Annotated in this window: 13 protein-coding genes and 1 pseudogene; all 14 read right to left on the bottom strand. The window is 64.0% G+C overall.

Annotated elements, in window-relative coordinates; genetic code table 11:
* Window positions 1-2,271, bottom strand: coding sequence for a GH32 C-terminal domain-containing protein (locus H3H39_RS23090; RefSeq protein ID WP_182156737.1), 2,271 nt, complete (start codon window positions 2,269-2,271; stop codon window positions 1-3).
* Window positions 2,272-2,303: 32 nt separating this feature from the next.
* Window positions 2,304-3,281 (bottom strand): family 43 glycosylhydrolase, encoded by a 978-nt coding sequence (locus H3H39_RS23095; protein WP_182156738.1) that lies wholly within the window; start codon window positions 3,279-3,281, stop codon window positions 2,304-2,306.
* A 13-nt stretch (window positions 3,282-3,294) separates the two neighbouring features.
* On the bottom strand, window positions 3,295-4,179 hold the full coding sequence (locus tag H3H39_RS23100) for a carbohydrate ABC transporter permease (RefSeq protein ID WP_220461642.1): 885 nt from the start codon (window positions 4,177-4,179) through the stop codon (window positions 3,295-3,297).
* Entirely contained in the window at window positions 4,176-5,246 is a 1,071-nt protein-coding gene (locus tag H3H39_RS23105; RefSeq protein ID WP_182156739.1) for a carbohydrate ABC transporter permease, read from the bottom strand. Before H3H39_RS23105 ends, H3H39_RS23100 begins: the two co-directional genes overlap by 4 nt.
* Entirely contained in the window at window positions 5,243-6,511 is a 1,269-nt protein-coding gene (locus H3H39_RS23110; RefSeq protein ID WP_182156740.1) for an extracellular solute-binding protein, read from the bottom strand. The genes H3H39_RS23105 and H3H39_RS23110 overlap by 4 nt, the downstream gene beginning before the upstream one ends.
* Window positions 6,508-7,545, bottom strand: coding sequence for a LacI family DNA-binding transcriptional regulator (locus H3H39_RS23115; protein WP_182156741.1), 1,038 nt, complete (start codon window positions 7,543-7,545; stop codon window positions 6,508-6,510). Before H3H39_RS23115 ends, H3H39_RS23110 begins: the two co-directional genes overlap by 4 nt.
* 407 nt (window positions 7,546-7,952) lie before the next feature.
* A pseudogene (locus H3H39_RS23120) lies at window positions 7,953-8,556 on the bottom strand (nucleoside monophosphate kinase).
* 17 nt (window positions 8,557-8,573) lie between these two features.
* Window positions 8,574-9,509: an electron transfer flavoprotein subunit alpha/FixB family protein gene (locus H3H39_RS23125; protein ID WP_182156742.1), complete on the bottom strand. Its 936-nt coding sequence runs from the start codon at window positions 9,507-9,509 to the stop codon at window positions 8,574-8,576.
* A 124-nt stretch (window positions 9,510-9,633) separates the two neighbouring features.
* The gene (locus tag H3H39_RS23130) at window positions 9,634-10,383 is read right to left on the bottom strand and encodes an electron transfer flavoprotein subunit beta/FixA family protein (protein ID WP_182156743.1); all 750 of its coding nucleotides are present in this window, start codon (window positions 10,381-10,383) and stop codon (window positions 9,634-9,636) included.
* Entirely contained in the window at window positions 10,383-11,279 is an 897-nt protein-coding gene (gene mmsB / locus H3H39_RS23135) for a 3-hydroxyisobutyrate dehydrogenase (RefSeq protein ID WP_182156744.1), read from the bottom strand. The genes H3H39_RS23130 and mmsB overlap by 1 nt, the downstream gene beginning before the upstream one ends.
* Before the next feature lie 13 nt (window positions 11,280-11,292).
* Window positions 11,293-12,417: an enoyl-CoA hydratase/isomerase family protein gene (locus H3H39_RS23140; protein ID WP_220461654.1), complete on the bottom strand. Its 1,125-nt coding sequence runs from the start codon at window positions 12,415-12,417 to the stop codon at window positions 11,293-11,295.
* A gap of 11 nt (window positions 12,418-12,428) precedes the next feature.
* A complete protein-coding gene (locus H3H39_RS23145; RefSeq protein WP_182156745.1) occupies window positions 12,429-13,211 on the bottom strand; it encodes an enoyl-CoA hydratase in 783 nt (260 codons plus the stop codon).
* Window positions 13,208-14,365, bottom strand: a complete 1,158-nt coding sequence (locus H3H39_RS23150; RefSeq protein ID WP_182156746.1) for an acyl-CoA dehydrogenase family protein — start codon at window positions 14,363-14,365, stop codon at window positions 13,208-13,210. Before H3H39_RS23150 ends, H3H39_RS23145 begins: the two co-directional genes overlap by 4 nt.
* Before the next feature lie 18 nt (window positions 14,366-14,383).
* On the bottom strand, window positions 14,384-15,895 hold the full coding sequence (locus tag H3H39_RS23155; protein WP_182156747.1) for a CoA-acylating methylmalonate-semialdehyde dehydrogenase: 1,512 nt from the start codon (window positions 15,893-15,895) through the stop codon (window positions 14,384-14,386).
* Window positions 15,896-16,045: the final 150 nt, after the last annotated feature.

The raw sequence follows: 16,045 nt of genomic DNA on the forward strand, positions 1-16,045 counted from the left end.
TCAATTCCTCTTCGTTGTCGTGTCCATTGCCCATACCTTGAGCGAGACGATCCGGTCGCCGGGGGCGGCCAGCAGCGCCAGGCCATCGGCATCGGGTCGCGCCGGATACGCGCGGCTGGTGAGACTCTTGCGCTCGTTGACATAGGCCTCCACCATCGAGCGGTCCAGGAACAGCCGCAGACGCAGGTGCTCGGCGCCGAGGTCGAAGGCGCCGCCTTGCACCCCGTAGGGTTGTTTGGTGCTGGTGCGGCTGCGGTCGATTTCCAGGCGTTGACGCGCGGTGTCGACATACAGGTCGGTGTGCTCGGCCTGGCCAGGCGCCACGCGCACGCTCACGCCGCGCCGGCCGGCAGCCGTCCCTGGCGCCAATTCGAGTTCGATTTCCAGCGTGTCGCCGTGCAGCTTTTCCAGGGCGGCGGCCGCTTCGGCCACACTGGTGTCGCGCAGGTCCAGCAAGGGCTGGCGTCGCAGGCTGGCAAGTTCGCTGATCGGGGCCAGCCGCAGATCGCCGTCGCTGCCCAGCGCCAGCGTGACCGGCAAACCGCCGTTGTGCGCCCATCCGGCATCCCATTCGGCCTGCAACGAGCGCTCGCCTTGGGCGATGGAAAACACGATGGTACGTCCGGTCGCCGGATCGACGAAGCCGCTCGGTCCTGAGAAGTGCCCCTGGCCGACATCGAACACGCGCGGGGCCGCCACGTCCGGCGTGAAGCGGGCGGTGGCTGGGTCGAACACCCCGATCCAGTAATAGGCCTGGCCGTGCACGTCGGTCAGGAAGACGTGCCGCTCGCGGCCGTCCGCGCCGCGGCCGACGGGCAGCAGTACCGGCAACTCCCAGGTGCGGTCGAAACCTGCATGCTGTTTGACGTCGATGGAAAAGAGCGGGCCGCGCGGCGCCCAGTGGCGCAGGTCGGACGATTCATACACCAGCGCGGTGCCACTGCCCCCGGGCAGCGCCGAGCCAACCAGCTGGAACCAGCGCTGTTTGGCGCCGTCGCGGAACACGAAGGCATCGCGGAATTCGCCGTAGCGCCCCATGCCTTCCTGCTGTAGCGTGACCGGCGTCGGATACTTGTCCCAACGGACCAGGTCGGTATCGTCCAAGTCATGCGGGGTCGCCATGCCGGTACGCTGGTTGGGCCTTGCAGCGTCATTGCCGGCGGTGAAAAACAGCACCGGCGTGCCGTCCGCGGCATAGCTCGCGCTGCCGGACCAGATCGCATCGGGCGCCAGCCCGTCGTCTTCCGGCGTCAGGGCGATGGGCAGCTCGCGCCAGTGCACCAGGTCGCGACTGACCCAATGGCCCCAGTGGATCTGATGCCAGAATGGTCCAAACGGATTTTTCTGGAAGAACAGGTGATATTGGCCGCGATAGTAGAACGGTGCGTGCGGCTCGTTCATCCAGCCGGCGTCGGGGATCAGGTGATACTGCGGGCGGTCGCGGTCGCCGTCGAAGGTGGACGCGGCGATGGTCAATGCGGCGGGCGCCGGACGCGGCGCGCTGCCCCCATGCGGCGCCAGATCGGCCGCCACCTGCTGCGCCAGCATGGCCGGCTCGGACGGCTGGGCGCTGATGCGCACCTCGTCCATCAGGCCGAGGAAGGTATTGAGCTGGAACACGCCACCGACCGTTTCCGGTTGCGTATGACGGCCTATGGTCAGCGGCCGGTCCGGCATGCTGAATGCGCCGTCAGTGGGCGCCGCCACATTGACCACCCGTTCGCCATTGAGGAACAGGGCGACCAGGTGCCTGGCCGGGTCGTAGCTGGCCGCCACGTGCGACCATGTGTCGCGCGGCAGCTTTTGCTGCATGACGCGCACGTCGACGATGGCGTTGCCGAAACCGAGCTGTATGCCCCAGGTGCCGAAGCGATAGACGCCAAACGAAAAGCCCTGCTTGGCCTCGCCGTCGAACTGGCTGAGGAAGGCCGAGTAATGCCCGCCGTCGCCCCATTCGAAGGCATGCGGCGCGACCCACGCGCTGAGCGTAAAGCCTTGTTCCAGCTGGGCCGTGGTCAACGCCGGCGCGGTCACGTCGGTCGAATAGCCGTCGAACAACAGGCAACCCTGATGGATGCAGTTGGTGGACGAACGCCACTGCGGCGCCGAGTCGGGCTTATAGCGCGCGTGGTTGAACACGTAATGGACCGGGTCGCGACGGCCCGACCGGGCCTCGGCGGTCGCGCTGCCGGTCTGCTCGTCCAGCGACCAGTGCGCCAGCGGCGGCGTCACTGCCTGCGCCGCCAGCCCGGCCACCAGCAGCGTGGCCAAGCACACCCTGCGCCATGCATTGTCTATCGTTGTCATTTTTCACCCAAAAAATCATCGATGCCGTAGCGGCCCTGCTCAAGGCGCAGCGGAATCGGATCGACAATATAGCCGCCGAACTGGCCGTCGGCGCCGGTGTCGGCAAAGGCCATCAGGCAGTCTTTGCCCGTCAGCGGATCACGCAGGATTTTCCCCGCGTAACGGCGGCATGGCAAGGCCCCGTCGAGGAAGCCCGGCGCGGGCTGCCAGGGACCGAGTGGATGGTCGGCGACCAGATAATGGGTGCCCGATACCCCTCCCCCATGCTGCGCGCGCATCGCCTCCGACCAGTGATCGGCGATATTGCAGAACACGCAGTACCATCGTCCGTCGCGCTCGAAGATCTGGGGCACCTCCAGTTGTCCGTAGTGGCCGCCGTCGTAGACCGGCGCCGTCGCCTTCCAATGGACCAGGTCGGGCGACACGGCATGCCCGACCACGCCACGCTCGTACAGCGGGCCATCGTTGCGGCGCGCCGTGTAGAACATGTGGTAGACGCCATCTATCTTCTGTGGCAGCACCCAGGGGTCGCGCAACGCGCGGTCGTGCCAGCGTCCCGCCGCGTATTCCTCATAGTATTGTTCGTCCAGGTCCAATGCCAGGCCACTACCGACGCGCACCCAGGGACCGTTGACGCTGTCCGACGTGGCGTGGCCGATGCGCTGGCGCATGCCGTTCTCGGCACGACAGGTACCGGTATAGAACAGGTGGTAGCGACCCTCGGCCTGGATCACCGAGCCGGTCCAGGTGGTGTAGTCGTCCCATGCCGGACTGGCCGCCGGGCCGAACACCGTTCCCAGCGCGGTCCAGTTGCGCAGGTCGGACGACACCGCGTGTCCGATGGAGACGTTCCAGTGGCGCAGGTCCGGATTGCCGATGGCACGGTCGGCCTGCAGGAAGAACAGATGCTGCTCGCCGTTTTCGGCGAAATGCCAGAAGTCCCAGATGTATTTATCGTCGAGTTTCAATGTCATGATGCGTCCAAAGTTAGCCCTTGATGCCGGTTCCCGCCACCGAGGCGACAAATTGCCGCTGGAAAGCCAGGAATACCGCCAGCACGGGAAGAGTGATGACCGATGCGTAGGCCATGATCTGGCCCCACGAATTGGCGCGTCCAAAAAACTGCTGTATGCCAGGTTGCACGGGCCGGAAGGCTTCGCCTTGCACCACCATGATCGGCCACAGGTACTGGTTCCAGGCCGAGATGAACAGCACGATGGCGGCCGTTGCGATCACCGGGCCACTGTTGGGCATGATGATCCTGGCGTACACGGTCCATGGGCCGGCGCCGTCCATCTTCGCCGCCTCGTCCAGTTCCGGCGGGATGTCGCGGAAGAACTGATAGAACAGGAATACGCAGAACGCATTGGCGAGAAAGGGAATGACCTGGACGTGCAGACTGTTGAACCAGCCGCTGTGCAGCACAAGCCGGCCCTGCTCGATGGCTGGCCAGGGCAACTGCGCCACCAGCGACAGCAGTGGAATGGCGATGACCTCGAACGGCACCACCAGCAGCGCCACCACCAGCGCCAGCACCGTCTGCCTGCCGCGCCAGCGCAGGCGTGCCAGAGCGAAGGCCAGCATGCTGTTGACCAGCACGCCGCCGACCACGATCAGCGCCGAAATCACCGTGGAGTTGAACATGAACGAGAGCAAGTCGCTCTTCTCGAACACGGCCCGGTAATTGCGCGCGGACCAGGCGGCGGACGGCAGATAGGCGGACCAGCTGCTCAGGTTGGCAAAAATGGCGTCGTCGCTCTTGAACGAGCTGATGAACATGAACAGCAAGGGGGCGACGAACAGCACGCCCAGCGCGCTCATCGCCGCAAACAGCAGGCCGCCGCGCAGCCTCTTGTGCCAGATCGGCATCATTTGGATTCTCCTTTCGAAACCAGCATCCGCTGCACTACCGACAAGGCCAGCACGATGGCAAAGAACACCAGGGTGATGGTCGAGCCGTAGCCCACGTCCTGCTCCTTGAAACCGCTGCGCACCGCGTGGTATACAACCGTCGCGGTCGAATCCAGCGGTCCGCCGGAGGTCATCACATCGACCTGGGTGAACAGGCCAAATGCCAGCAAGGTGGTCGACAACAGCACGAAGATGATGGTATTGCGCAAGCCCGGCAGGGTGACATGCACAAAGCGCTGCCAGGCGTTGGCCCCCATCAGGGTGGCCGCCTCGTACAACTCCGGCGAGATCGACTGCAAACCGGCCAGGAAGACCAGCATCTGGAAGCCGGCGCCCTGCCAGGCCGACATCAGCGCGATGGCCGGCAAGGCATAGTGGCTGTCGCCCAGCCAGTCGGGGCCGGCGTTGGGGTCATGCAGCAGGCCGCGCAGCAGTTCATTGAGCAGGCCGCGGTCGGTATTGAGCAGAAAGGTCCAGACGATGGAGGCCACCACCATCGAGGTCACCACCGGCGCGAAGTACAGGGTGCGGAAAAGAATGCGACCGCGTACCTTCTGGTTCACCAGCAGCGCCAGGCCGAGCGCCGCGCCGCACTGCAGCGGCAGCACCATCGCCGCGAACAGGAATGTGTTGATCAACGCGCGATAAAACAGCGGATCGCTGGCAGCCAGCACGATACGCGACTGGCCCAGGTCCAGATGGAACGCTTCACGATAACCGTCCAGCGCAGGCTGCGCCTTGCGCACCTGGCGCCAGGTCGGATAGCGCACGCCATCCTCGTCGCGCAGGACCGCGCCTTGCGTGTCGCGCAGCGGCTCGATCACGGCCAGTTCCAGCGCCAGCAACCGACGGTAGTTTTCCAATCCTACGTACCGCGTCGGTTCGGGCGACACCAGGCGGTGATTGGTGAACGTGGCGCCGGCCGCCAGCAGCATCGGCAGCGCCACGAACAACAGGAAGAGCAGCAGCGCGGGCGACGCGAACAGCGCTACCGCAATAGGGCTGTCCTGGCCGAGTTTGATTTTCATAAGCCCTCCTTCGTCTTGCCGGCGACAAAGCCGTAGCCATTGTTGCGCGCCAGGTTGTGCTCCGTTGCTTCGACCGCCTGATCCAGTGCCTCGGCGGCGTCTTTGCCGCTGCGGATATCGTTCATGGCCTGTTCAAAGGCGGATGACATCGCCGGATAGGCCGGCGTGGCAGGCCGCGGCACCGCGTAGCGCCGGGCGAATTCAAAATAGATGCGCCAGTCGCCACCCGGCCGGTAATGCCGCGTCAGCGCGGCGCTCTCGGCGCTCACGGGCACCAGCCCGGTCATGTCCGAGGCCGCCGCCAGTTCCGGCGTCGAAATCAGGTGCGCCAAAAACGCCGCCGCCCCCTCGGGCTGCCGGCAACTGCGCGTGATGCCCCACTGCCAGGATGCCGCACCGATTTTCGGGCCGTGGCCGAAGTCCGGTGGCGGCATCACCACCAGATCCGCGCCGAACCGTTCGCCGTATTCGCGCGCCTTCCAGGAGCCGGTGTAGTGAAACAGCGCGCGCCCCTGCTCGAACGCCTTTTCGTCGGCGGGATGACGCTCGGCCAGACGGTCCTTGAACAACCGGCCGTAGTAGCGGCCGACACCGATCGCGGCGTCGCTATTGAGTACGCCGTCCACGCGCAAGTAATTGCCGCGATCGATCAGGTCCGTGCCCGCGCTTTGCAGCCAGGGGGCAAATGCGTAACTGACCCATTCGCCCTTGAAGCGTCCGTTAAGATCGAGCGGAAAGCGGTAGTGGCCGCTCAGCTTTGCCTTGGCCAGGACGTCATGGAACTCGGCCGCGCTGTATGGTTGGTCGATCGTGGCCACCCGCACGCCGAGCGCGGCCAGTTGCGAGCGGCGCGAGTACAACGCCAGCGCCACGTCGAACTGGCCGACGCTGTACAGCTTGCCACGGTAAGTGCCGCGCCCGCCTTCCAGCAGCTTGTCCAAGGCATCGGCCGGCAGCAGGCCATCGAGCGGCCGCACGTGGCCGGCCCAGGCGAAATTGGGTACCGTGGGCTGATCCATGGCTATCACGCACGGCAACTGTCCAACCATGGCGGCGGCAGTGATCGACTCCGTGTAGGAACCTTGCGGAATGGCCTCGACCACCACTTTCCAGTGGTCCTGTGCACGGTTGAAGCGTTCGACCGCCGCCTTGCCGGCCGCCATATCGGCGTCGCCGGTGTCGTGGCGCCACACCCGGATCTCCACCGGCGCGGCCTGCAATTGCGCCACCGTCAGGGCCAGCACGATGCTGAACAGGCTTTTCATGACTTGGCACCCTTGCCGGATGCGGCCGGCGGAGCGCCCACCGTGCCGCGCATGACTGGCAGGCATGGAACTTGGATGGTGCCAGCAGGTTCCGGCGCTTGCCCCAATGCGCGGCGTGCCGACAATTCGCCGATCTGACGGTAAGGCAAGGCGACCGTCGTCAATCCGGGATCGAGCGCCTCGGAAATCAGACGGAAGTCGTCGAAGCCGACGATGGAGACGTCAGCCGGCACGCGCAAGCCGCGCCGCTGCAGAATGAAGATGACGCGCATCGCCATCTTATCGTTACCGCACAGGATGGCCGTAGGTCGGTCGCCGCTGGCGAACAGACGGTCGACGGCATCGTTCAGATGCGCGAATTCGTCCGCGTCCCCCGCTTCCGCGCCATGAATCAGCCATGCAGCGTTGGGAGGTACCCCATGTTCCTGCATGGCGCGCTGGAAACCGCGCAAACGCAGGCCAGTCGCTACCATGCCGGGGATCAGCTGCAGAAAGGCGATCTTGCGGTGGCCGGCCTGCAGCACGATTTGCGCTGCAGCATAGCCGCCGCCCTCATCGTCCGGGACGACCTGGGTATAGCGGCCGGGCACTTCAAAGCAGTTGGCTAGCGCAGTGGGCGTGCTACCCAGCAACGGTTCCACAGTGACTTGCCGGTGAAATGGCGTTGCAAACAGGATCGCTTCGACGCGCCGTTCGCGCATGTCCGCCACCAGGCGGTCAGCGATAGCCGCGTTGCCGCCCGTTTCACCGATCAGCAGCATCTTGCCCTGCTCTTCGCAGACCAGTTGGATACCCTTGATGATCTCGGACGAATCCGGGGTCGTGGTCAACTTCTCTGCGATGACCGCCACTAAGCCGGTGGGCCGGCCACGCAGCATGCGAGCCGCCGCCGACGGCGCAAACTCCAGCGAGCGCATGGCTTGCTCAATGCGGGTGCGGGTCTTTTGAGAAACTTCGGTACCGCCGTTGAGTACCCGCGATACCGTCTTAATGGACACGCCGGCCTTTTCGGCCACATCGTGAATCGTTGCCACACTGTCTCCTTGCTAAGTTACACGCCGGTGCAAATGGGGGTCAACCCAAAATGTCCAACGTTGTCATTTTTTGGTATGATAGTGTCTCAAGGATCTGTCGTCAACGAAATATTTGCAGCAGTTGAGGAATTGCGGAGATCCCCTTTCAGCCGTGACTCTTGCAACGCTACGTCGTTATCTTGCGACTGACGGATAATCGGATTGAAGTTGCGGTCGCCATCATCCTGATCAAATCAACGTACGCCATGTTGATCGCAATGGCTCGCGCATACGGGACATGCGGCTGGAGCAGTAGCGTTTTCCGAGAAACTGGGATGTGGCCGCTCAAGCGCCAGTTCCACTGCCGCTCCGCCCACTTTGCCTGATTCAGCGATGTCGGCAATCAACGCAAGCAGTGGCGCCGATAATTAGCGCGGCGGCGGCTGCAAAATGGCCAGCACCCGCGCACAGATCAGTTCGACCGGTCCCACCCCGGCGATCTTTTGATATGCCGGAGCGGCCACATCACCGGAGGCCGCCCAGTCGTTATAATAGGCAATTAGCCGTGCCGTCTGTGCATGGTAGATTTCCGGCCGTTTTTTTACCGTCACGGCCGTATCGTCTTCACGCTGCACCAGCGCATCGCCCGTCACGTCATCAACGCCCTGCACTTTCGGCGGATTAAACCGGATGGGGTAGCGACGCCCGATGCCGGATGGACGCGTGCCAGATGCCGGATGGACGCGTCTAATCAGCCTGCGGGATCGTACGTGGAAAACCATCAAACAGATACCCCTGCTGACAGTCGCTTTACGCAAGCCGTTCTTTGACAAGCCCGATGATTACCTCGTCCGGCACCAGGGCGCCGGCATCCATCCATTTTTTTGTCGCCAGTCCCAACTCCGTTCCTAGCGCGACCGCGGCACGCAGCACGTCCCCGGTTGATATCTGGGGAATGCCGAAGCGCTCTTTCAAGAATGCGGCCTGGGCGCCTTTGCCGGCGCCAGGGGCGCCCAACAAAATAATTCTCATCAATGTTCCCGGATAGGTTACGCGCTCAATTCTGCGACCAGTTGCGGTACCGCTTCGAACAGGTCGCCCACGATGCCGTAGTCGGCCACGGAGAAGATCGGGGCTTCCGGATCCTTGTTGATGGCGACGATGGTCTTCGAGTCCTTCATACCGGCCAGGTGCTGGATGGCGCCCGAGATGCCGACGGCGATGTACAGGGTAGGCGCGACGATCTTGCCGGTCTGGCCCACTTGCCAGTCGTTCGGCACGTAGCCGGCATCGACGGCGGCGCGCGAGGCGCCCATGGCCGCGCCCAGCTTGTCGGCCAGCGGTTCCAGTATCTTGAACGCTTCGCCCGAACCCATGCCGCGTCCACCGGAAACGATGACTTTGGCGGCGGTCAGCTCAGGACGGTCCGACTTGGCCAGTTCGCGACCCACGAAGGCCGACTTGCCCGAATCGGCCACAACGGCCACGATTTCGGTGGCGGCCGAACCGCCGGTGGCGGCAGCGGCGTCGAAGCCCGTGGTACGCACGGTGATGACCTTGACCTTGTCCGACGATTGCACGGTGGCGATCGCGTTGCCGGCGTAGATAGGACGCTCGAAGGTGTCTGGCGAGTCGACCCTGGTGATTTCCGAGATCTGGGCCACGTCCAGCCTGGCGGCCACGCGTGGGGCGATGTTCTTGCCGTAGGCGGTGGCAGGGGCCAGGATGTGGCGGTAGGCGCCGGCCAGGGCCAGTACTTGCCCGGCCACGTTTTCGGCCAGGCCGTCGGCGAAGTGTGGCGCGTCGGCCAAGATCACTTTCGACACGCCGGCGATCTGCGCGGCGGCGGCGGCTGCCGCGCCGGCGTTGGCGCCGACGACCAGGACGTGGACGTCGCCGCCGCACTGGGCGGCTGCGGTGACGGTGTGGTGGGTGCTGCCCTTCAGGCTAGCGTTGTCGTGTTCGGCGATGACTAATGCGACCATGATTCTTCCTCTTTGTTTAACCAGCGGCGCTGGAACCGGAGTCATACCCTCTTGAGGCGGCCCAGGCTGCGGCCCGCATCAACAATACAGGGTCTTCCCCTTGCGATGGACGGCCAGGCCGCGCTTAGATGACTTTGGCTTCGGTACGCAATTTTGCGACCAGGGTGGCGACGTCCGGCACCTTGATGCCGGCCGAACGCTTGGCTGGCTCGGCCACTTTCAGGGTCTTCAGACGGGGTGCCACGTCCACGCCCAGGTCTTCCGGCATGACGGTGTCCAGTGGCTTCTTCTTGGCCTTCATGATGTTCGGCAGCGTGACATAGCGCGGCTCGTTCAGGCGCAGGTCGGTGGTGACGATGGCCGGCAGGGTCAGCGACAGGGTTTCCAGGCCGCCGTCCACTTCACGGGTAACGGTCGCCTTGCCGTCTTCCAGCACCACTTTCGAGGCGAAGGTCGCTTGCGGCCAGCCCAGCAGGGCAGCCAGCATCTGGCCGGTCTGGTTGGAATCGTCGTCGATGGCTTGCTTGCCCAGGATGATCAGCTGTGGCTGTTCCTTGTCGGCCAGCGCCTTGAGCAGCTTGGCCACGCCCAGCGGCTCCAGTTCAACCGCCGTTTCCACCAGGATGCCGCGGTCGGCGCCGATGGCCATACCGGTGCGCAGGGTTTCCTGGCACTGGGTCACGCCGCACGACACGGCCACCACTTCGGTGACTTTGCCCGCTTCCTTCAGGCGCACGGCCTCTTCGATCGCGATCTCATCGAATGGGTTCATCGACATTTTGACGTTGGCGATATCGACGCCGCTGCCGTCGGATTTGACGCGTACTTTGACGTTGTAGTCGACCACGCGCTTGACAGGGACGAGAATCTTCATCATTTCTCCTTTTTACTTTGCAACAACTGCACAATGCTGGAGAAATCCAGTTCACCCGCGCCGCTACCGCTGTGCAGCGCATACAAGTTGCGCGCAAGCTCACCCAACGGTACCGGCGACTTCGCGGCCATCGCCGATTCCGCCGCCAGCCCCAAGTCTTTCAACATCAGGTTGACGCCGAAACCGCCCGTATAACCGCGCGATGCCGGCACGTTCTCCATCACGCCTGGTATCGGGTTATACACGTCCAGCACCCAGTTGCGGCCCGAGCTCTTGCTCATAATGTCGGACAACACGCGTGGGTCCAGCCCATTGGCCATGCCCAGCGCCAGTGCCTCGGCGGTGCCAGCCATCAAAATACCCAGCAACATGTTGTTGCAGATCTTGGCGATTTGCCCTGCGCCGTGCGCACCGGCGTGGAAGATATTTTTCCCCATCGCCAGCAACACCGGCCTGGCGCGCTCCAGCACCTCGGCCGGGCCGCCGACCATAAAGGTCAGCGTGCCCGCGATGGCACCGCCGGTGCCGCCGGACACGGGCGCGTCGATCATCGCCAGCCCGGCTGCGGTCGCGGCGCCAGCCACCGCAATGGCCGATTGCGAAGCGATGGTGCTGCACTCGATGATCAGCGCGCCAGGACGCATGCGTCCGATGATGCCCTCGGTACCCAGGAAAAGTCCTTCGACATGGCGGCTGGCCGGCAGCATCGACACGACGATATCGGCCTGGTCGACAGCAGCGTGCGCGGACGGGGCGACCAGGGCGCCGGCGTCGGCAAGTACTTTAGTTGCAATGGCCGAAAGGTCGAATACGCTCAGCGTATGGCCGGCTTTCAGCAGATTCTGGGCCATTGGCCCGCCCATGTTGCCCAGTCCGATAAATGCGATATGGCTCATATTTTCTCCGTAATTATTTGTCCAGGCCTGCCAGCGGATGCGCGTGCGGCGGCCACGGGGTATCGAGGAAGTGCCCGGTGCTGTCGGCAGACCGCCAGCGCGGACTGTGGTCCTTGTCTATCAGCAGCGCGCGGATGCCCTCCGCGAAATCGCCGTGGGCGCAGCAATGCAGCGCAGCGCCATACTCCATGCGGAATACCTCCGCCAGCGACAGGCGCGGTGCCCGCTCCTGCAAGCGCCACGTCAGCGCCAGCGATCCGGGGGCGGCCCGCGTGACGGCGGCCAGGGCCTTCACCAACCAGGGCTCGTCGCTGTGCACGCCCGCGAAAGCGGCCAATACCGCCTCCAGGCTCTCGCGCCCGCACAGCTGATCGATCAGATCCCGGTGCTGTCGCAATGGACCCTGTGCGCACGCGGAGCTGCCGGCCTCTTCGGTGGCGCGCAGCACAGCACCCAGCAACGCATGGTTATGAGCGCGGTCCCCGTTCCAGGGTTGCCGCCGCAGCGCGGCCAGCACTTGCGGCTGGTCGGCATGGGCCAGCACGCGGTCGGCAAGCCCAACATAGCGCGCGTCGGCGGCATTGATACTCGCGCCGGTCAGCGCGAGGAACCGCCCTAGCCCCCCCGGCATGCGGCTCAGGAACCATGAACCCCCAACATCGGGAAACAGGCCGATGCCCGTCTCCGGCATCGCCAGCCGGGTCTTTTCGGTGGCGACGCGATAGCTGGCCCCGGCCATGAGTCCGATACCGCCGCCCATGACGATGCCATGGCCCCAGCACAGTATCGGCTTCGGATAGGTGTGGATACGGTAGTCCAGCGTGTATTCTCGGGCGAAAAATGTGTTGGCGTAGTCATTGGCGAGTACATCGCCAGCCTGGCCGGACGCGCGCTGGTCCACCATCGTGCTGTAGAGTTGATGCAGATCGCCACCAGCACAGAACGCCTTCTCGCCCGCCCCCTGCAACAGCACCATGGCAATGCGTTCATCGTCGGCCCAGGCCGCCAGCTGCGCCGACAGCAGGTCCACCATGGACAGCGACAGGGCGTTCAGCGTCTTTTCTGCGTTCAGCGTCAGCACGCCGATCAGGCTGCCGTTGTCGGCTGCCAGCGTCTCGGCCAGTACCGGCAGGTTCAGTCGCTCCCCCATCAGCGGTTCCTCCATTGCGCCGCGCGCTTACCGAGGAATGCGTTGACGCCCTCCTTCTGGTCTTCGGTATCGAACAGGTCGACGAAAAGTTCGCGTTCGACCGGCAACCAGTCCGCCGGCGCCCCAGTACGCGCGCCCTGGATCAGCCGCTTGCAGGCTGCCACGCTGGATGGGCTTTGCTTAGCGGCCTGCCTCGCCAACGCCAAGGCGACCTGCTTGGCCTCTCCCGTGCCGACCACCTGCTCGACCAGGCCGATGCGCAGGGCAGTTTCCGCGTCGACCCGTTCGCCGCACAGTATCATGCGCTTCGCCCAGCCCTCGCCGACCAGCCATGCCAGGTTCTGGCTGCCGCCTCCGCACGGCAACAGCCCAACCGCGGCTTCCGGCAGCGCAAGTTGCGCCTGCGTTTCGACGATGCGGATATCGCAGGCCAACGCGCACTCCAGACCGCCGCCCATGGCATAGCCGTTCACTGCGGCGATCGATACGCCACGAAACTGCGACAGCGCCTCGAATGCCTCGCCAAAGCGGCGTGCCATTGTACGCGCCACCGCCTTGTCGCCATCGGCAAACAGTTTCAGGTCCGCCCCAGCGGAAAAGAACTTCTCTCCCTGGCCGGTGACCACCAGGCTGTAGATCTCCGGATTGGCGTTCAGGTCGCCAATCAGCCGTGTCAGCGCGGCCAGACTGTCGCTGGTCCACGTGTTGGCGGGTGGGTTGGCCAGCGTGACAATCGCGGTATGGCCAGCAATTTCCAGCTCAAGGTTGGTATAGTCGCTCATCGGATTTCCTCGGTTTCTTGTTCCAGTAAATGGCGCGAGACAATAACGCGCATGATTTCGTTGGTTCCTTCCAGGATTTGATGCACGCGCACGTCGCGCAGATAGCGCTCCAGCGGGTATTCCCGGATATACCCATTGCCGCCATGGATTTGCAAGGCCTGGTCGCATACCTTAAAGCCGATGTCGGTGGCGATGCGTTTGGCCATGGCGCAATAGACAGACGCGTTGGCGGCGCCCGCGTCGAGCTTGGCGGCGGCCAGACGCACCATCTGCCGCGCCGCCACCAGTTCGGTCTGCATGTCGGCCAGTTCGAACTGCAAGTGCTGAAAGGAAGCAAGGCGGTTGCCGAACTGGCGCCGCTCCCCCATGTACAGGCGTGCCGCGTCCAGCGCCGCCTGTGCCGCGCCCACGGAACAAGTGGCGATATTGATACGGCCGCCATCGAGCCCGCGCATGGCGATGCGAAAACCTTCCCCTTCCGCGGCCAGCAGATGATCGGCCGGAATGCGCACGTCGTCGAAGCTGACGACACGGGTCGGCTGGCTGTTCCAGCCCATTTTCACTTCCTTGCGCCCGTAGCCCACGCCCGCCGCGTCGGCCGGGACGGCAAAAGCACTGATGCCTTTCGGTCCCGCGCCGCCGGTGCGCGCCATCACAATCAGCAGATCGGTGGCGCCCGCGCCGGAAATGAAGGCCTTGCTGCCGTTCAAGTGGTAAAAGCCGCCTTTGCGCTCCGCACGCATGGTGAGCGCCCCCGCGTCGGAGCCGGCACCCGGTTCGGTCAGGCAATAGGAACCGAGCTTGCGCCCGCTTGCCAGCAGGGGCGCCCAACGTTCACGCACTGCGGGACTGGCCCAGGTCGCGAGCATCCAGTTGACCATGTTGTGGATCGTCATATAGGCAGTGGTCGACGGGCAAGCGGCGGCCAGTTCCTCAAAGACAATGGCCGCATCGAGCCGCGACAGCCCCATGCCGCCATCCTTTTGCGATGAGTACATGCCGCAAAAGCCCAATTCACCGGCCTTGCGGATGGTGTCCACGGGAAAGACACATTCGGCATCCCAGTGCGCCGCCAGCGGCGCCATTTCCCCGGCCGCAAAATCGCGTGCCGCCTGGCGAAAAGCGATCTGCTCTTCCGATAATTCGAAATCCATAGGGCCTCCCCAGGTCGCTTATTTCAGCGAAATAGTGGTATTGACCGCACCGGCCACGCTGTCGTCGTCGAACCAGCGTGTGGTGATGGTCTTGGTCTGCGTGTAAAACAGAATCACCTGCTTGCCGTAAGGGCCCAGATCACCCAGCTTGGACGCGCCGGAGCCGGTGAACGAGAACAGCGGCACCGGCACCGGAATGGGGACATTGATACCGATCTGGCCAGCATCGACTTCTTCCTGGAACTTGCGCGCTGCAGCGCCCGACTGCGTGAAAATCGCCGTGCCGTTACCATTCGGGTTACTGTTGATGAAAGCGATCGCCTCATCCAGCGTGGCCGCCTGAACCAGGCAAAGCACCGGGCCAAAGATTTCCTGGTCATAGATCGCCATGCCAGGCTTGACGCCCGAGAAAATGGTGGGGCCGACGAAATTTCCACCCGCATAGCCCGGCACATTCGGCTGGCGACCGTCCAGCTCCAGGGTCGCGCCGCTTTCGATGCCGCTGGCGATGAAGCTTTCGACCCGGCTCTTGGCCGCACACGAGATCAGCGGGCCGACGTCGGTGCCCGGCTCTGCCCCGCCATTGATTTTCAGCGTGCGCGCCTTTTCCACCAGTTCCGGTATCCAATTGTTCGCCTCGCCCACCAGCACTGTCACCGGCAAGGCCATGCAGCGCTGGCCAGCCGCGCCGAAGGCGGCGCCGAGCAGGTTGTTCAGGGTCTGCTGCTTGTTGGCATCCGGCAGCACGATGGCGTGGTTCTTCGCCCCCATCATGCATTGCACGCGCTTACCCGCTTGCGAGGCGCGGTGATAGACATGGGTGCCGACCTTAGTGGAACCAACGAAGGACACCGCCTTGATGTCAGGATGGTCGCAGATGGCGTTGACGACGTCGGCGCCGCCGTGCACCACGTTCAGCACGCCCGGCGGGATGCCCGCCTGCAGCGCCAGTTCCACCAGGCGCATCGTCACCATGGGATCCTGCTCGGACGGTTTCAGCACGAAGGTATTGCCGCAGGCGATAGCCATCGGGAACATCCACAGCGGGATCATGGCGGGGAAGTTAAACGGCGTGATGCCGGTGCACACACCGATAGGCTGCAGCAGGGTAAAGGTATCGACGCCATTGGCCACATTGTTGGCGATCTCGCCCATCTGCAGGCTACCGATATTGGCGGCATGCTCCACCACCTCCAGCCCGCGGAAGATGTCGCCCTCAGCATCGGCCAGCGTCTTTCCCTGCTCGGCCGTCAGCAGCGCAGCCAGTTCCTGTATATTTTCACGGATCAATTGCTGGTACTTGAGGAAGATGCGGGCGCGGGCGCCGATCGGGGTCTTGCGCCACGCTTTGAACGCGCTCTTGGCCGCGCCGACGGCGGCTGCGATTTCAGTCGCCGTTGCCATCGGCACGCGGGCCAGCACCTGCTGCGTGGCCGGGTTGACCACGTCTTGCCATTGGGTGCTGGCCGATTCGACAAACTCCCCGTTGATCAGCAGTTTGACGGTCGGGATCGATTGCTTGGTATTCATAGGGTTCCTCATAACAGTTGGTGGGCAGTGCTGAAAGAATACGGTTGCACCGCAGGTCCGGCAATGCCCGGGAATTTCAATATTGCTGCACAAATTTGCCAGTACCCGCACACGCAGAAATACTGTTTATACGGTTTTTTCAGGTGCCTT

Source organism: Rugamonas apoptosis (assembly GCF_014042355.1).
Classification (GTDB): Bacteria; Pseudomonadota; Gammaproteobacteria; order Burkholderiales; family Burkholderiaceae_D; genus Rugamonas; species Rugamonas apoptosis.

What these genes read in the sequence shown, in the direction of transcription:
- H3H39_RS23095 (WP_182156738.1), bottom strand. Translation starts at nt 3,281, where the DNA reads ATGACATTGAAACTCGACGATAAATACATCTGGGACTTCTGGCATTTC.
- H3H39_RS23100 (WP_220461642.1), bottom strand. Translation starts at nt 4,179, where the DNA reads ATGATGCCGATCTGGCACAAGAGGCTGCGCGGCGGCCTGCTGTTTGCG.
- H3H39_RS23105 (WP_182156739.1), bottom strand. Translation starts at nt 5,246, where the DNA reads ATGAAAATCAAACTCGGCCAGGACAGCCCTATTGCGGTAGCGCTGTTC.
- H3H39_RS23110 (WP_182156740.1), bottom strand. Translation starts at nt 6,511, where the DNA reads ATGAAAAGCCTGTTCAGCATCGTGCTGGCCCTGACGGTGGCGCAATTG.
- H3H39_RS23125 (WP_182156742.1), bottom strand. Translation starts at nt 9,509, where the DNA reads ATGGTCGCATTAGTCATCGCCGAACACGACAACGCTAGCCTGAAGGGC.
- H3H39_RS23130 (WP_182156743.1), bottom strand. Translation starts at nt 10,383, where the DNA reads ATGAAGATTCTCGTCCCTGTCAAGCGCGTGGTCGACTACAACGTCAAA.
- mmsB (WP_182156744.1), bottom strand. Translation starts at nt 11,279, where the DNA reads ATGAGCCATATCGCATTTATCGGACTGGGCAACATGGGCGGGCCAATG.
- H3H39_RS23145 (WP_182156745.1), bottom strand. Translation starts at nt 13,211, where the DNA reads ATGAGCGACTATACCAACCTTGAGCTGGAAATTGCTGGCCATACCGCG.
- H3H39_RS23150 (WP_182156746.1), bottom strand. Translation starts at nt 14,365, where the DNA reads ATGGATTTCGAATTATCGGAAGAGCAGATCGCTTTTCGCCAGGCGGCA.
- H3H39_RS23155 (WP_182156747.1), bottom strand. Translation starts at nt 15,895, where the DNA reads ATGAATACCAAGCAATCGATCCCGACCGTCAAACTGCTGATCAACGGG.